The sequence below is a fragment of the Georgenia sp. AZ-5 genome, from assembly GCF_043952095.1.
Taxonomy (GTDB): Bacteria; Actinomycetota; Actinomycetes; order Actinomycetales; family Actinomycetaceae; genus Georgenia.
This window is the reverse complement of record NZ_JBINOU010000001.1, coordinates 1504289-1517933: the sequence shown is the minus strand read 5'-3', so window position 1 is coordinate 1517933 and position 13645 is coordinate 1504289. Positions and strand designations below refer to the sequence as shown.

Annotated in this window: 13 protein-coding genes and 1 other RNA gene; 4 read left to right on the top strand and 10 right to left on the bottom strand. The window is 73.9% G+C overall.

Features of this window, described 5'->3' with window-relative positions; genetic code table 11:
- Nucleotides 1–84: 84 nt before the first annotated feature.
- Nucleotides 85–1455, top strand: a complete 1371-nt coding sequence (locus ACF0H8_RS07235; protein WP_395288283.1) for a nicotinate phosphoribosyltransferase — start codon at nt 85–87, stop codon at nt 1453–1455.
- A gap of 163 nt (nt 1456–1618) precedes the next feature.
- Here the strand turns inward: ACF0H8_RS07235 and ACF0H8_RS07230 are convergent, their stop codons facing one another.
- From ACF0H8_RS07230 to ACF0H8_RS07215, 4 genes are all read right to left on the bottom strand, one after another.
- Nucleotides 1619–1774 carry a hypothetical protein gene (locus tag ACF0H8_RS07230; protein ID WP_395288282.1) on the bottom strand — a complete coding sequence of 52 codons (156 nt, stop codon included), beginning with the start codon at nt 1772–1774 and terminating at the stop codon, nt 1619–1621.
- Nucleotides 1775–1951: 177 nt separating this feature from the next.
- Nucleotides 1952–3787, bottom strand: coding sequence for a DEAD/DEAH box helicase (locus tag ACF0H8_RS07225; RefSeq protein WP_395288281.1), 1836 nt, complete (start codon nt 3785–3787; stop codon nt 1952–1954).
- A complete protein-coding gene (locus tag ACF0H8_RS07220; RefSeq protein ID WP_395288280.1) occupies nt 3784–4149 on the bottom strand; it encodes a DUF3039 domain-containing protein in 366 nt (121 codons plus the stop codon). The genes ACF0H8_RS07225 and ACF0H8_RS07220 overlap by 4 nt, the downstream gene beginning before the upstream one ends.
- Before the next feature lie 193 nt (nt 4150–4342).
- Nucleotides 4343–4624: an HU family DNA-binding protein gene (locus tag ACF0H8_RS07215; RefSeq protein ID WP_395288279.1), complete on the bottom strand. Its 282-nt coding sequence runs from the start codon at nt 4622–4624 to the stop codon at nt 4343–4345.
- Nucleotides 4625–4949: 325 nt separating this feature from the next.
- Here ACF0H8_RS07215 and ACF0H8_RS07210 point away from each other — a divergent pair, with 325 nt between their 5' ends.
- Nucleotides 4950–5945, top strand: a complete 996-nt coding sequence (locus ACF0H8_RS07210) for an aldo/keto reductase (RefSeq protein WP_395288278.1) — start codon at nt 4950–4952, stop codon at nt 5943–5945.
- 55 nt (nt 5946–6000) lie between these two features.
- Here ACF0H8_RS07210 and ACF0H8_RS07205 read toward each other — a convergent pair whose 3' ends face one another.
- The 4 genes from ACF0H8_RS07205 to ACF0H8_RS07190 all read right to left on the bottom strand — a co-directional run bounded on the left by ACF0H8_RS07205 (nt 6001) and on the right by ACF0H8_RS07190 (nt 10491).
- Nucleotides 6001–7494: a CoA transferase gene (locus ACF0H8_RS07205; protein WP_395288277.1), complete on the bottom strand. Its 1494-nt coding sequence runs from the start codon at nt 7492–7494 to the stop codon at nt 6001–6003.
- Nucleotides 7491–8630, bottom strand: coding sequence for a threonine aldolase family protein (locus ACF0H8_RS07200; protein ID WP_395288276.1), 1140 nt, complete (start codon nt 8628–8630; stop codon nt 7491–7493). The genes ACF0H8_RS07205 and ACF0H8_RS07200 overlap by 4 nt, the downstream gene beginning before the upstream one ends.
- A 77-nt stretch (nt 8631–8707) precedes the next feature.
- Nucleotides 8708–10045: an L-fucose:H+ symporter permease gene (fucP, locus tag ACF0H8_RS07195; RefSeq protein WP_395288275.1), complete on the bottom strand. Its 1338-nt coding sequence runs from the start codon at nt 10043–10045 to the stop codon at nt 8708–8710.
- A 143-nt stretch (nt 10046–10188) separates the two neighbouring features.
- Nucleotides 10189–10491, bottom strand: a complete 303-nt coding sequence (locus tag ACF0H8_RS07190; RefSeq protein ID WP_395288274.1) for a putative quinol monooxygenase — start codon at nt 10489–10491, stop codon at nt 10189–10191.
- 157 nt (nt 10492–10648) lie between these two features.
- On the opposite strand from ACF0H8_RS07190, the gene ACF0H8_RS07185 reads away from it, so the two are divergent.
- Nucleotides 10649–11584, top strand: coding sequence for a carbohydrate kinase (locus tag ACF0H8_RS07185; protein WP_395288273.1), 936 nt, complete (start codon nt 10649–10651; stop codon nt 11582–11584).
- Between the two features lie 177 nt (nt 11585–11761).
- On the opposite strand, the gene ACF0H8_RS07180 is transcribed toward ACF0H8_RS07185, so the two are convergent.
- Both ACF0H8_RS07180 and ssrA read right to left on the bottom strand, forming a co-directional pair.
- Complete coding sequence (locus ACF0H8_RS07180; protein WP_395288272.1) at nt 11762–12253, bottom strand: hypothetical protein; 492 nt, start codon at nt 12251–12253, stop codon at nt 11762–11764.
- Nucleotides 12254–12539: 286 nt separating this feature from the next.
- Nucleotides 12540–12907: a transfer-messenger RNA gene (ssrA, locus tag ACF0H8_RS07175) on the bottom strand.
- A 182-nt stretch (nt 12908–13089) separates the two neighbouring features.
- Here ssrA and ACF0H8_RS07170 point away from each other — a divergent pair.
- Nucleotides 13090–13641, top strand: a complete 552-nt coding sequence (locus ACF0H8_RS07170; protein WP_395288271.1) for a DUF1697 domain-containing protein — start codon at nt 13090–13092, stop codon at nt 13639–13641.
- Nucleotides 13642–13645 lie beyond the last annotated feature (4 nt).

Below are 13645 nucleotides of genomic sequence, written 5' to 3'. Positions count from 1 at the left end.
CTCGGCCCGGCGGGCGGGCACCCGGCACGACCGCGGGCCGGGCGCCCAATATCCGCTGCAGGCACCGCGCATTACGGTTGGCCCATGCTGAATACGGCAAGCACGGCGCTGCTGACGGACATGTACGAGCTGACCATGATCGAGAGCGCACTACGCTCCCAGGCCGCGCACCGGCGCAGCGTCTTCGAGGTCTTCGGCCGTCGGCTGCCCGCCCGCCGCCGCTACGGCGTCGTGGCCGGCACCGCGCGCGTGCTCGACGCCATCGAGGCCTTCCGGTTCGGGCCCGGGGAGATCGACTATCTCAAGGCCGCCGGCGTGGTCGGCGACGAGACGCTGGACTGGCTGCGCGAGTACCGCTTCCGCGGCGACGTCACCGGTTACGGCGAGGGCGAGTGCTACTTCCCCGGCTCGCCCATCATGACGGTGGAGGGCTCCTTCGCGGACGCCGTCGTGCTGGAGACGGTCATCCTGTCGATCCTCAACCACGACAGCGCCGTCGCCGCCGCGGCCTCCCGCATGACCACCGCCGCGCACGGCCGCCCGTGCCTGGAGATGGGCGCGCGCCGAACCCACGAGGGGGCGGCGGTCGCCGCCGCGCGGGCCGCCGTCGTCGGCGGGTTCGCCGGCACCTCGGTGCTCGAGGGCGGCCGGTCCTACGGGATCCGGCCCATCGGCACCGCCGCCCACGCGTTCACCCTGGTGCACGACGACGAGGAGGCCGCGTTCGCCGCCCAGGTCGCCACCATGGGCCCGGGCACGACGCTGCTGGTGGACACGTACGACGTCCCGCAGGGGGTCGAGCGCGCCGTGAGGGCCGCGCGCGCGGCCGGCGGGGAGCTCGGCGCGGTGCGCCTCGACTCCGGGGACCTGGTGGCGCAGGCCTTCACCGTCCGCCAGCAGCTGGACGCCCTCGGCGCGGCAGGCACGAGGATCACCGTCACCTCCGACCTCGACGAGTACGCCATCGCGGCGCTCAACGCCGCACCGGTGGACGCCTACGGGGTGGGCACCAAGCTCGTCACCGGGTCCGGGCACCCCACCGCCGAGCTGGTCTACAAGCTGGTGGCCCGCGAGGACCGGGACGGCCGGATGGAGGAGGTCGCCAAGGCGTCGGCGCTCAAGGCCTCCGTGGGCGGGCGGAAGGTGGCGGGCCGCGTGCTCGACGACGACGGCCGGGCGGTCGAGGAGCTGGTCGTGGCGGGCACGGACGTCGGGAAGGGGCTCGCGGCGCTGCGCGAGGCCGGGGCCCGCCCGCTGCAGGTCGCGCTGGTGCGGAACGGCGAGATCGTCGAGGAGCACCGCGGCGAGGAAGCGCTCGAGGCCGCCCGCGAGCGGCACCTCGCCTCGCGCGCCGAGCTGCCGCAGGCGGCCTGGCGGCTCAGCGAGGGCGACCCTGCCATCCCCACCCGCATGGTCGACATCGACGGGGGCGACGAGCCCGAGTACGCCCTCTGACGCCGGGCGCGTGATGCCCCGGTCTCCAGCTGCCCCGGGCGCCGGGCGTCGGTGCCGGACGGCCCGGGCGCCGGAGGGTTCCGGCGCCGGACGCACAGGTGGCCCGGCCGCGTTCGCGCGGCCGGGCCACCTGTGTGCGCCGGGCCTGGTGCCCGGCGTCGGGTCAGACCCTCGTCTTGCCCCGGTTGATCAGCGTCATGATCAGCGACACCACGATGACGGCGACGCCCACCCAGATCAGCACCTGGGCTGCCTCGACGGCCACGCCGAGAACCAGCATGACGACACCGACGATGATGAGAATGAGCCAGAGGGACATGGAGTCCTCCATTTCCGGGACGGCCGGCGCCGTGTGACGCCGGTCAGACGTGTCTCGTCTGGTCAGAGCGTGGCAGCCCGCTCGCGTCTCCGCACGTCGAGCGGGGTTCTGGCGCCCTGACGGACCCCGGCGCGGCGGGCCCGGCCGGCCCGCGCCGGCGGCGGCGAGGCGCCCGGCTCAGGCCCTGCCCACGAACCACTTGCGCAGCATCGTGATGCGCGCCTCGATCTCCTCCGTGCGCGCCAGCGCGACCTCCGGGCCGCCGCACCTGTTGCGCAGCTCGGTGTGCACCACGCCGTGGGGCTTGCCGGAGCGGCGGGACCAGGCGGAGACCAGGGTGTTGAGCTCCTTGCGGGCCGCGGCGCGGCGGCGGTGGTCGTCGATGCCGGCGTTCTGGCGCCGCACGTTGTCGGCCTTGAGGCGCCGCTTCTGCTGCTTGATCTGCTCCGCCTGCCGCGCCCGCAGCAGCTCGGTGACCTGCTCGGGCTCGAGCAGGCCGGGCAGCCCGAGGAAGTCCTGCTCCTCCACGGAGCCGACCTCTCCGCCGGTGCCGAACTCGCCGCCGTCGAAGAGCACCTTGTCGAACGAGGCCTGCGCCTCGAGGGCCTCGAAGCCCGGCAGCATCAGGTCGTCGGAGGCCTTCTCGGCCCGGTTCGCCTGGGCGACCAGGGCGTCCTCGGGGTTGAAGAAGTCGCCCTTCTCCTCCTTGGTGAGCACCCGGTCCAGCGCGTGGTCCCGCTCGACCTCGAGCTCGCCGGCCAGGCCGAGCAGGTGCTGGACGGAGGGCAGGAAGACCGAGGCGGTCTCCCCCCGGCGCCGGGCACGCACGAAGCGGCCCACCGCCTGGGCGAAGAACAGCGGCGTCGAGGTCGCGGTGGCGTACACGCCGACGGCGAGCCGCGGCACGTCCACACCCTCGGACACCATGCGCACCGCGACCATCCACCGCTGCTCCCCCGCCGCGAAGTCCTCGATGCGGGAGTTGGCGCCGTCGTCGTCGGAGAGCACGACGACGGCCGGCTCGCCGGTGATGGAGTGCAGGGTCTTGGCGTAGGCGCGCGCCGCCGTCTGGTCGGTGGCGATGACCAGGCCACCGGCGTCGGGCACGGAACGGCGCACCTCGCTGAGGCGCTGGTCAGCGGCCGAGAGCACGGCCGGGATCCACTCGCCCTTGGGGTCCAGGGCGGTGCGCCAGGCCTGGGCGGCCATGTCCTTGGTCATGTCCGTGCCGAGCTCGGCGGCGACCTCGTCCCCGGCGCGGGTCCGCCAGCGCATCTGGCCGGAGTAGCTGAGGAAGATGACCGGGCGCACGACGCCGTCGCGCAGGGCGTCGCCGTAGCCGTAGGAGTAGTCGGCCTTGGAGCGCCGGATGCCGTCGGCGCCGCGCTCGTACGTCACGAACGGGATCGCGGCGGTGTCCGAACGGAACGGCGTACCCGTCAGGGACAGCCGCCGCCGCGCCGGCTCGAACGCCTCCCGCACGGCGTCGCCCCAGCTCAGCGCGTCACCGCCGTGGTGGACCTCGTCGAGGATCACCAGTGTCGGCTCCGCCGTGGTGCGGTTGCGGTGCAGGGCCGGGTTGGCGGCGACCTGGGCGTACGTCAGCGCGACGCCGTCGAAGCTGGCCCCGTGCCGGCCCTGGGCGTTCTTGAAGGTCGGGTCGATCTGCACGCCCACCCGGGCGGCGGCGTCGGCCCACTGGGTCTTGAGGTGCTCGGTCGGGCACACCACCGTCACCCGCCGGACGATCCCGCGCGCGAGGAGCTCGGTGGCGATGCGCAGGGCGAACGTCGTCTTACCCGCGCCGGGTGTGGCGACCGCGAGGAAGTCCTCCGGCTGCCGCTCGAGGTAGAGCTGGAGCGCCTCGGCCTGCCAGGCGCGCAGGCGTGACGCCGTTCCCCACGCGGCGCGCGCCGGGAAGGCGGGCGAGAGCTGCTCGGCCGCGGCCGTGGAGACGGCAGCGGGCCCGGCGGGGTGGGTCGGCGTCGACCTGCGCTGGTGCGGGGCGCTCACTCCCCGCTTCCCGAGGAGCCGTGGCCACGGCCACGGCCGAAGGGCCAGCCACGGCCCTTGCCGGCGTCGTCCCCGCCGTCGGGGTTCATGCCCTCGTAGATGGCCTTGCAGGTGGGGCACACCGGGTACTTCTTGGGGTCGCGCCCGGGGGTCCAGACCTTCCCGCACAGGGCGACCACCGGCTGGCCGGTCACGGCCGACGCGGTGATCTTGTCCTTGCGGACGTAGTGGGCGTAGCGCTCCTCGTCGCCCGGCGAGACCTGCTCGCGCAGCTCCTCGCGCTCCAGCACGCCGGTGCCGGCGCCGGGCTGCGACGGCGACGACGGCGGCTGCGGACCGGTGGGCTCGTCGGGAGTGCTCATGGCAGCAAGTCTAAGCACGCGCACCGCCGCCGGGCGGCTCGCGCGCAGGGGTGTGGCGCACACGGGCGACGGAAAAAGGTCTGCCGCGCGGCGGGAAGCGCGGACGCGCTCGCGGCGGGCGAGGCACACCGTAGGAGAACGAAGAACGGGCAGGACCGTCATGGCCCTGCCCGTTCCCTGGTTCAGCGGAACGTCACTTGGCGACGGCCTTCTTCAGCGCCGAGCCGGCGGAGATCTTGACACCGAAGCCGGCGGGGATCTGGATCTCCTCACCGGTGCGGGGGTTGCGGCCGGTGCGGGCGGCGCGCTCGACACGCTCGACGCTCAGCAGGCCGGTGACCTTGACGGCCTCACCCTTGCTGAGGGAGTCCACCAGGACCTCCTGCAGTGCCGACAGAGCGGCGTCGGCCTGCGACTTGGTGAGCGAGGAGCGCTCGGCGACGGCAGCGACGAGCTCGGTGCGGTTGACGGACATGGAAACCCTCTCATCGTTCGGTTCGGGCGCCCTTCGATCGGCGCCGCTGCGCCAGACATTACGCACAGCGCGCCGCCGTTGTCGCTTCACGCGCCGGTTTTTCGGCGTGTCTGCGCGCCTGGGACGGCCCCTCGGGGCGCGTGCAGCCCGGTCAGGACCGTCCATGGGCGCCGCCGCCGTCCGTGAGACGCACCGGCTGGGACGGTGCCGCGACGTCGCGGAGCGCCGCTCCAGGCGCCGGCGGGGGGCATTCGTCCCGAGGGCCGGGTGGGGGCAGGATGGGCGCCGGCGTCGCGCGCGGCGGCGCGCCGAGGAAGGGATGCACATGGAGCACCGCACGCTGGGCCGCACCGGCCGCAAGGTCTCGGTGGTGGGTCTGGGCACCTGGCAGCTCGGCGCCGACTGGGGCGACGTGGACCCCGCGGCGGCGACGGCCGTCCTCGCCGCAGCCGTGGACGCCGGGGTGACGTTCTTCGACACGGCGGACGTCTACGGCGACGGCCGCAGCGAGAGGCTCATCGGGGAGTTCCTGCGGGCGAACCCCGGCACGCCGGTCATGGTGGCGACCAAGATGGGCCGCCGCGTGGCACAGGTGCCCGAGGCCTACACCCTGGAGGCGTTCCGGGAGTGGACGGACCGGTCCCGCCGCAATCTGGGCACCGAGCGGCTCGACCTCGTCCAGCTGCACTGCCCGCCGTCGAGCGTGCACGCCAGCGACGCGGTGTTCGACGCGCTGGAGACCCTCGTGGAGGAGGGCCGCGTCGCCGCCTACGGCGTCAGCGTGGAGACGGTCGCGGAGGCGCACGACGCGATGTCGCACCCGAACCTCGCCACGGTGCAGATCATCCTCAACGCGTTCCGCCGCAAGCCGCTGGAGGAGGTGCTTCCGGTCGCCGGCGAGCGGGGCGTCGGGATCATCGCCCGCGTGCCGCTCGCGTCCGGGCTGCTCAGCGGCCGGTACACGCGCGCGACTGTCTTCGCGGCCACCGACCACCGCTCCTTCAACCGCGACGGGCAGAGCTTCGACGTCGGCGAGACGTTCTCCGGGGTCGGCTACGAGACCGGCGTGGACGCCGCCCGGGCGTTCGCTGAGCTCGTGGCCGGGCTCGGGCCCGCCGGGGCGACGCCGGCCCAGGTGGCGCTGCGCTGGGTGATGCAGCAACCGGGCGTGAGCACGGTGATCCCCGGCGCCCGCAACGCCGAGCAGGCCCGGGCCAACGCCGCGGCGGCGGAGCTGCCCCCGCTGTCCGACGAGCTCCTCGCCGCGGTCGAGCGCCTTTACGACCAGCGGCTCCGCCCGCAGGTGCACAGTCGCTGGTGACGCGCCCGGGCGTGCCCAGTCAAGGGCCACGTGCACCGGGTGGGCGCCGGCCCCCTCAGCGCCAGGAGAGCGCCGCCGTCCCGTACCGGTCCGGCGGGCTCGGGTAGTCAAGTGCGTCGCCGTCGAGCCGGAGGGGCGCCGGCACGTACTCGAGCTCGCCGTAGAAGGAGCCCCGCCGGCGAGTGGGCACGTCCGCGACCCCGGCTGGACCGGCTCCGGGGTGCCCGTCCCCAGCCCGACGGGCGTCGTCGGTCTCCGCACGGGCATGGCTGCCCGGCAGGGCCAGCAGCTCCCTGGCCACCCCCGCGAGGCTGAGGCGGGCGTGGCCGCCGCCCTCCTCGCCGCGGCGCGCGAGCAGGCGCATGACCGCCGCCGCGAGCAGGTACCCGGCCGTGTGGTCGAGGGCCTGGACGGGCAGGGCGCCTGGCCGCCACCCCTCGCCACGCCGCCCGCCGGCCGGCGCGCCGCAGACGTCGGCGATCCCGGTGGCCACCTGCACGATCGAGTCGAAGCCGCGCTCCCGCCCCCACGTACCCGCGTGCCCCCAGGCCGAGAGCTCGGCGACGACCAGGTGCGGGTGCCGCCCGAGCAGGGACAGAGCGTCGAACCCGTGGACCGCGAGCGCTCCGGGCCGGTAGCCCGTGACGACGGCGTCCGCGGCGGTGAGGAGGGCCTCCAGCCGGCGCCGGGCGGCCGGCTCGGCGAGGTCGGCGAGGGCCGACCGCTTGGCGAAGCCCGTGTCGAGGTGCGCGTCGGGCAGCTCCGGGTTGCCCGGCGGGTCGATCCGCAGCACGTCGGCGCCGAGCGCGCCGAGCACCCGCGTTGCGGTGGGGCCGGCGATGACTCGCGTCAGGTCGAGCACCCGCAGCCCCGCCATGGGCAGGCCGAGCGTGGGCGGGAGTGACCGGGCGCCCGCGCGCCCGGAGGTGGGCCCAGCGTCACCGACACGGGTGCCGAGCTCCACGAGCGGCTGGGCAGCCACGACCCGGCCCTGCTCGTGCCCGCGCCACTCCCCCGGGGTCCGCAGGGCGGCGGCGATCCCGCCGGCCGCCCGCACCCGGGTCTCCACGGCGTGCGCGGGCAGGGCCGCGACGGCGGCGGCCACCCCGGAGCGGGCGGCGTCGTCGTCGGCGCCGGAGGCGGCGACCGTCAGCGCCCGCAGGAGCGCGCGGCGATGGTGGGGGTAGTTCGCGTGGAGGCGCACCCAGCCCTCGGCGGCCGGGAAGAACGCCGACAGCGGCGCCCACGGCTGCAGCGCCCGGCCGTCCACGCGCAGGTGCCCGAGGGAGTCGAAGGCCGCGGTCACGTCCCGGCTGTCGACGGCCAGCACGGGGGCGGCTCCCCGCGCCGAGCCGAGGGCGCGCGCTGCCCGGGCGGTCTCGCGCACCCCGGCCACGGCGAGGCCCTCGACGTCGAGCGGGCCGCCCCACCGCCGGCGGGGCCCCCCGACGGCCACGTCGTCCGCCTCCGCCGCGTGCCCCCACGGCACCGGCAGCTCGGGCCAGGGCGCCCCGGCGCCGGCCGTCGTCACGTCGAGGTCGGCCGTCATCGTCGGGCAGCTCCGTCCTGGGCGCCGGTGGGCCCGTCCCGAACGCTAGCGGGGAAACGGGCCTCCGGTGGCCCGCTTCGCCTGCGGCGCGCCGACGCCGGGCGGGGCGCTCGCAGGTGCCGGTCGAGGACCTCCACCAGGGCCTCGACGTCCTCCTCGGTGGTGTCGAAGGAGGCGACGGCGCGCACCACGCCGGCGCGGGCGTCCCAGGCGAGCACCGGCGCCTCGGCGACGACGGCCGGCAGGGCCTCCGGCGGGACGGGGATGAAGACGGCGTTGGCCTCCACCGGGTAGACGGGCTCGATCCCCCGCTCGCGGAGCCGCGCGGCGAGGAGGTCGGCGACGGCGTTCGCCCGCAGCGCGTTGCGGCGCCACAGGTCGTCCTCGAGCAGGGCGAGGAGCTGGGCGGAGACGAACCGCATCTTCGACGCCAGCTGGGTGGAGGCCTTGCGCAGCCGGGCGACGGGCTCCGCGAGGGCGGGGTCGAGCACGACGACGGCGTCGCCGAGCAGCAGGCCGTTCTTGGTCCCGCCGAAGGACAGCACGTCCACGCCGACGTCCGTGGTCACGGCGCGCAGCGGCACACCGAGCCGCGCGGCGGCGTTCGCCAGCCGGGCACCGTCGACGTGCACGCGCGCGCCGCGGGAGCGCGCGAAGGCCGTGAGGGCCTCGAGCTCGGCCACCGTGTAGGTGGTGCCCAGCTCGGTGCTCTGGGCGAGGGTGACGGCGGATGGCCGGGCGTGGTGGACGCTGCCGTCGTAGGAGTCGAACGCCGGCGCGAGCAGCTCCTGCGTCGCCTTGCCGGCCTCCGAGGGAACGGTGAGGAGGCGGGCGCCGCCCACCAGCTGCGGCGCGGTGGACTCGTCGTTGACCATGTGGGAGTCCACGGTGGCCACGACTGCGTCCCAGCGCTGCAGCAGCGCCTGCACGGCCACCACGTTGGCGCCGGTGCCGTTGAAGACCGGGAAGATCGTGGCGTCGGGACCGAAGACGTCGCGGGCCCGCTCCTCCAGCGCCGCGGTGTACGGGTCCGCGCCGTACGACGGCACGTGCCCGTCGTTGGCGGCGGCCAGGGCGGCGAGGACGGCGGGGTGCACGCCGGAGGCGTTGTCGCTGGTGAAGCCACGCGCGGTCATGGGGGCATTGTCGTCCAGCCGCAGGTGGCCGTTGCGCCGACTTCCGGACGGGTGTATCGCCCGCAGCCGGAGGCCGACTACGAGGCCGCGGCCGCGGTGGCGCGCGCCTCGCCGTGCCGCGCGGCGCGCAGGTCGAACAGCGCGTACGCGGTGACCAGCGCCAGGCACACCGCCGGGACAATGAAGCCGATGTTGGTGCTCGCCGCGTCCATGACCCGGCCCTGGACGGGCGGCAGCAGCGCGCCGCCGAGGATGGCCATCACCAGGCCGGCGGCACCGAACTTCGTGTCCTCGCCCAGCCCCTGCAGGGCGACCCCGTAGATGGTCGGGAACATCAGCGACAGCGACGCCGAGATCCCCACCACGGCGATCAGGCCGATCATGTTGGGCGACAGCACGGCGACGAGGGACAGGACGACCCCGAGCGCCCCCATGGCGAACAGCAGCTTGGTCGGCCGGAAGATCCCGAGGAGGTAGGTCATCACGAACCGCGAGATGAGGAACACGATCAGGCTCGCCTGCAGGAACCAGCCCGAGTCCTCGACGGGCACGCCGACGACGTCCTGCGCGTACTGGATGGTGAACGTCCAGGCGCACACCTGGGCGGCGACGTTGAAGAACTGTGCCGCCACGCCGTACCGGTAGTGCCGGTTGCGCCGCAGGCGGCCGAACCTGCCGGCGCCGACCTCGATCTCGGCCTCGAGGTGCTCCTGCGGCGTGTGCATCTTCCGGAAGGCGATGAGCAGCCAGATCGCGAGGAGCGCCGCGGCGATGCCCATGTAGGGCCCGAGCACCAGCCCCAGGTCGGCCTCCTGCGCCGCGCGCAGCTGGGCGGCGGTCATTCCCTCCTTCTGTTCCTCGGGGGTGATCCGCGGCAGGATGAGCAGGGCCCCGAGGAGGACGCCGATGTTCGCGCCCACGGGGTTGAAGGCCTGGGCGAGGTTGAGCCGCTGGGTCGCGGTGCGCTCCGGGCCCATCGCGATGACGAACGGGTTGGCCGACGTCTCCAGGATGGACATGCCGGCGGCCAGGACGAAGAGGGCCAGGAGGAAGAAGTTGTACGCGAGCACCTGGCTCGCGGGGAGGAACATCAGACCGCCGACGGCGGCCAGCCCCAGGCCCGTCAGCACGCCCGCCTTGTAGCCGAACCGCTTGTTGATGAACGCCGCCGGGATCGCGAGCGCGAAGTACGCGCCGTAGTACGCGAACTGCACCAGCGCCGACTGGAAGTTGGACATCGTGAAGATGTGGCGGAACACGCCGACCAGCACGTCCGTGAGGTTGGCGGCCGATCCCCACGCCGCGAAGCAGAAGACGAGAAGGATGAAGGGGACCGTGAGGCCGGGGTAGACCAACCCCGGCTTCGCTCCCGCAGGACTTATCGGTTCCTTGTGAGGGACGGCCATCTCCGCCATGTCGACCACCTGGTGAGGAGCGCCCATCTGCCCCTGGGGACCGCCTGCGGCACCCCGGTGACAGCCTGACGCCGCCACCATAGGGCCGGGTCTTCTACAGCCGCGAGGGGTACGAAACCCCGCCGGACCCGAAAGGGGAGGGGCTACTTCTCGCGGCAGAGCCGCAGCTCGGACGGCTCACGCAGGAGGTCCTCGAGGATGCGGTTGCCCTCCGTGTTGTAGGGCTGGCGCATGTGCTCGTCCCAGGCCTCCCGGGACCTGAACATCTCCAGCATCAGCCAGGAGTCCGGGTCGTCCTCCGGCTGCACCAGGTGCATGAACACGCACCCCGGTTCCTCGAGGGTGTGCCGCCGCATCGACTGCAGCTGTGCCTCGGCCTCCTCCTTGCGGTCCAGCCGCGGCTTGATCGTGACGACGAGGAACAGAGGACCGCCGTTGTCGCTCATGCGTCCATTCCTACCCCAGCACGGCGCCTGCCTCTCGCCGAACCGCGGCGGGCGTCCGCGAGGACGGCGACTCTCGCCGCGCCGCCGGGTCGACGCCTGCCTATGCTGGCCGGGCGAGACTCCGCGGTCCAGGCTCGGCGTTGAGTGGGGTGCAGCGATGTTCGTCGTCGTCGGAGAGGCCTTGGTCGACCTGGTCGGCCAGCGAGGCGGTCGCACGTGGGTCGCCCACCCGGGCGGGAGTCCTTCGAACGTCGCGCTGGGCCTGGCCCGTCTCGGTGATCCGGTGATCCTGTGGACGAAGCTCGGGCAGGACGCCTTCGGCGAGATGGTACGCACCCACCTGGAGTCGAGCGGCGTGCGCGTCGAGGGCTCCGACGCCGGGATCTCCACGAGCCTGGCGATCGCGTCGCTCGCGGCCGGCGTGGCGTCCTACGACTTCCGGATCGGGTGGGACGTCGGCCCGTTCGACCCGCTGCCCATCGAGACCCGGTGCCTGCACACCGGTTCCCTGGCGACGGCGTTGCCGCCCGGGAACGCCAACGTCCTCGAGCTGATCGTCCGGGAGCGCGAACGCGGCCGGGCGACCATCTCCTACGACCCCAACGTCCGGCCCGCGCTGCTCGGGGACCCCGGACGGGCCGCGCCCGACATCGAGCGGCTGGTGGCCCTCTCCGACGTCGTCAAGGTCAGCGACGAGGACCTGCACTGGCTCTACCCGGACCGCAACGACGAGCAGGTGGCCCACGACTGGCTGGCCGCGGGGCCGGCCATGGTCGTCGTGACACGCGGCGGCTCCGGGGTCTACGCGGTCACCCGGGACCTGGAGCTACGGCGCCCGGCTGTGCCGATCGAGCTGGTGGACACCGTCGGCGCCGGCGACTCGTTCACCTCCGGCATGCTCGACGGCCTCGGGCGGGCCGATCTCCTCGGCGGCCAGCGCCGTCGGTCCCTGGCCGAGATCGATCGGTCCACGCTCGAGAGCATCCTCGACGAGGCGGCCATGGTCGCCGCCATCACGTGCTCGCGCCCCGGTGCCAACCCGCCCACCCAGGACGAGGTGCGTGCCGCCGTCAGCCAGGGGCGGCGCTCCTGAACCCCGTCAGCGCGGCGCCGCAAACCTTTAGCCGGGGCGGTGCCCGGTTCCACAGGTGAGGGCCCACCGCACGGTGAGACGGCGGCTGCTCGGGCCACGCAGCAAGATGACAGCCCGCGCCGCGACAGGCAGCGGCTCGGGCCGCGCAGCCCGGCGGCCGAGCGGGCGAAGGGCGGGTCAGGCCTCCGCGGCGACGTGGGTGACCGGCAGGTGGAACTTGTGCTCGAGGCGGTGCGGCAGGTCCTGGTGGAGCCAGCGCGACAGGTGCTCCGGCAGCGTCGAGACGATGATCTCGTCGAACTGACGACGGCTCAGCGCATCCTCGACCGCGCGCAGGGGATCGGGGTCGCCCACCTCGCCACCGACCGCAGCGCCGAGCGCCGTGAGCTGCTCCACGGCCGCGCCCAGCTTCTCCTGGGCGTGGCGGCGGGACTCCTCGGGCGGCGCGGGCATGGCCGGAATCCCGCCCATGACCGGCATGGGCGGGTAGGTGGGCGCGAGCTCACGAACGGGCGTCGCGGGCACCACCACCCAGAACTCCGAGGGCGCGGCGGCGGTCCGCTCGCGGATCACCTCGGCCAGCTCCCTCCGGTCGAGGGTCTGGTTCGCCACCACCAGGTAGCGGCGCCTCGTTGCGCCACCCCCGGCCGTCGGTCCCTGTGCATCCATCGCCCGCTCGCTCTCACGCGAGTCCGCTCCCCGGCGGAGCAGACGGTCCACGACTCGTGACGAGGATATCGCCGCCGCGCCGCCGTACCCATGCCGAACGCCCCGACGCCGCAGGATGTCGAACGCTCGACATCCCGGGAGATACGGTGCGCAAGGGCCGGCGAACGGGGCGCCCCACCAGCAGCCCGGCGCGACGACCGCGTGCGCACCACCGGCGAGCACCACGACAAAGGCCGGACCCTCGACTGAGGGTCCGGCCTGCTACGGATGTCTCGCGACATCACGAGGGTGGAGATGGCGGGAATCGAACCCGCGTCCGACGGCGTGGAACCAGGGCTTCTCCGGGTGCAGTCTGCTGCTGATTTTCTCGGCCCCAGCGATCACGCAGACAAGTCGCTGACGGGCTCAGTCACCTAAGTGTTCCCGCAGCCCCGGTGACGAAGGCTACGAGCAGTGGCTCTCTAGATGACGCCAGGAACCGGGACGAGAGCTAGCCCGGGCTGACGGAGTTCGGGACTCGCTCAGGCGGCGAGGGCGAACTCGGTGCGCTTGGAATCGGCACCTATTGGTTTGCAGAGAGCGTTGACGAGATGACTCTGCATCCTCGACCCGCTTCTCCTGGAACGACGACCATCGTCGAAACCGATCATCCCCCTGTGCAGTTGTCGCCGGCCTCACCCTCGCGGGCTCGTCCGGGATCTCCATGCTACGTGGTCAACCACCTCTGTGGCGATCTTCATTCCTGCCGCTCCCTCGCGGGTCCGGTGTGACGTCGGCCGCACCGGGCGTCCGGGCGGTCCGGACCGCCGCAGCACCGCCCGACCAGGAGGCCGAGCATGCCCGTCTACGCCGCGCTGCTGCAGGGCGTCAACATCGGCACGAAGAAGCGCATCGCCATGGCCGACCTGCGGGCCCTGGTCGAGGCGGCCGGCGCCGCCGACGTGAGCACCTACGTCAACAGCGGCAACGTGGTGCTGTCCCATCCCGAGGAGGACGCCGCCGCGCTCGAGGCCAGGCTGGAGCAGGTCCTCGCCGGGCACGTCGGGCTGCGGGTCCCGGTGCTGCTGCGCTCGGCCGACGAGCTCGACCGCGTGGTGGCGGACAACCCGTTCCCGGCCGCCGCCGCGGAGCCGAGGACGCTGCACGTGACGTTCCTGCGCCGCGAACCCGGACGAGAGGCGGTCCGGGCCGTCGAGGCGATGGACACAGGCCCGGACCGGGTCGTCGTCCGGGGGCGGGAGCTGTACGCCTTCCTCCCCCACCTCATGTCGGGCGCGACGGTGGACCTGCAGCGGCTGGCCGGGGTGCTGGGCGTGGACGGCACGGCGCGGAACTGGAACACGGTCACCCGGCTGGCGCAGTTGACCCGCGCGCTGGTCCGGGGCTGAGGCT